This window comes from Parashewanella hymeniacidonis (assembly GCF_016900895.1).
Lineage (GTDB): Bacteria > Pseudomonadota > Gammaproteobacteria > Enterobacterales > Shewanellaceae > Parashewanella > Parashewanella hymeniacidonis.
In genome coordinates this window covers 1-2,249 of record NZ_JAFEUN010000236.1, presented here as the reverse complement: position 1 = coordinate 2,249, position 2,249 = coordinate 1, and the positions used below count along the sequence as shown (strand labels likewise).

The following is a 2,249-nucleotide window of genomic DNA, read 5'->3' as shown; positions in this document are numbered from 1 at the left end:
GTTTTGTTTAGAATCGCCATTTTATTTTGATAGTTGTCTTGGTCGACTTATTATCTCAAAAATAAAGCTTTTCTCCTCAGATTTATCCTCTTAATTTGTTACCCAAGTTTGATGGGTTCCAAATTTCATTAGCATTAGCAGGGAAATAAATAAGAGTACTGCAAGCTAACGCAAGTGTAGACAAACGGAAAGGTAACATCTCAATTATACCAGTGAAAATTTTGCGAATGATAAGGATTAGTATTTAGATTTCCAAGATTAATGTGTTTAAAATTTGAAATATGTGACTGAGTACGCAAAAGGATAAGGCTAGTGTGTGATCTGGGTAAAATGTGATTGTTGTAAAATTATGTAAGTGGAAAGAATTATATCCACGAATGTTAATAAAGTGTAAGGGAGAGTGTTAAGTTTACGTTCCATTTATATTAGTCAAGACTAATTTATAACAGATAAATGGATTTGAATCACAAAATATACGGATAAGTCTCAATGACACAATGACAATTGTATAATTAACTATTGTGAGTAAAGTTTGATCTACATGGATGAATGCCCCTAATTTTTAAAGGTATAATGAAGTTCTCTAAGAACTATCCCCTGCTTTACTTGGGCAGGATTAGGTTATAACACTATGAGTTTAGGAACGCATAAAAAGGATTACACCAAAGGCGAACGCATTAAAATTCATCAGCCAGATGCACATAAGGCTGATAAGTTTAGTCCAAGTAACCAAATTTATGTTCGTGCAGTCGAAGGACTGTGGACTAATGTTCGCCGTCGTATGGGCTGGGTTGCCATGTTGGTCTTCATGTTATTGCCATGGATTCCATGGGGTGATCGCCAAGCCGTATACTTTGACTTAGCTCAACAGAAATTTCATATTTTTGCACTGACCATTTGGCCACAAGATTTAACATTGCTCGCAGCCTTGTTAATGATTGCTGCATTTGGTTTATTCTTTGTCACCACTTATCTCGGAAGGGTATGGTGTGGTTACACTTGTCCGCAAACGGTCTGGACCTTTATCTTCATTTGGTTTGAGGAAAAGCTAGAAGGTTCTCGCAACAAGCGTATTAAACTCGACAAAATGCCATGGAGCTTTAATAAGCTTTGGCGTAAAGCAGCGAAACACACAGCTTGGTTATCATTTTCTTTGCTGACGTCGATGACGTTTATGTCATATTTCGTGCCGACAACAGATATCTATTATGAAGTCTTTACCTTACAAGCTTCTGGGCTGATCTATTTCTGGGTCTTGTTCTTTATGTTTGCTACCTATGGTAACGCAGGTTGGATGCGTGAAATCATGTGTATTCACATGTGCCCTTATGCGCGGTTCCAATCAGCGATGTTTGATAAGAACACCTATATAGTAGGCTATGATGCAACACGCGGGGAGTCACGTGGTCCACGTTCACGCAAAGCTGATCCAAAAGAATTAGGATTAGGCGATTGTATCGACTGTGACTTATGTGTTCAGGTTTGTCCTACTGGTATTGATATCCGTAATGGTCTGCAATACGAATGTATCAACTGTGGTGCTTGTATAGATGCTTGTGATACTACAATGGAGAGAATGGGGTATGAAAAGGGTCTAATCAGCTACACCACGGAAAACAAGCTTGAAGGTAAAATTGAGCGTGTAGCCCGTCCGAAACTAATCGGATACGGTTTAGTTATGGTAGCCATGGTAGGTGTGTTCTTATTAGCGTTTGATCATATTAAGCCAATTCGAATTGATATTTTACGTGATAGAAATCAGCTATACCGTGAAAACGTAGATGGTTTGATTGAGAATACCTTTACCTTAAAGATATTAAATAAGACAGAAGAGCAACACACTTATACATTAAGTGTTGCTGAGCTTGACGATTATCAATGGATTGGTCCAAAGACCGTAACTGTTGAATCAGGTCAGGTGTTCACGCTTCCTATTAGTATTGCTATTGACCCAGCAGACCTTCACAGAACGGTTACCGATTTTAATATTGAAGTGACAACTAAAGTAGATGGTGAAAAGGTCACTGTAGAACAGGAAACTCGTTTTTTTGCGCCATAATTGGTGATTTAAAACAGTAGTTATCTGTAATAGATGTACAAAAAAGGGCTGTTTAGCCCTTTTTTTGTACGTAACGTTCAATAAAAAAACATCCAATCACTTTTTTGTGTTTTTCTTTCAAAAAGGGGTTGCACGGTTTCAGAATCTCCCTATAATGCGCATCCACTGACACGGCACAACAGCTTCTTAA

At 38.0% G+C, this 2,249-nt stretch carries 1 protein-coding gene; it reads left to right on the top strand.

Annotated elements, in window-relative coordinates:
- Positions 1–631 precede the first annotated feature (631 nt).
- Complete coding sequence (ccoG, locus tag JQC92_RS21940) at positions 632–2,059, top strand: cytochrome c oxidase accessory protein CcoG (RefSeq protein WP_205001655.1); 1,428 nt, start codon at positions 632–634, stop codon at positions 2,057–2,059.
- Positions 2,060–2,249: the final 190 nt, after the last annotated feature.

Bases quoted from the DNA above. Each gene is read 5' to 3' on its own strand.
- ccoG (WP_205001655.1), top strand. From the start codon at position 632: ATGAGTTTAGGAACGCATAAAAAGGATTACACCAAAGGCGAACGCATT.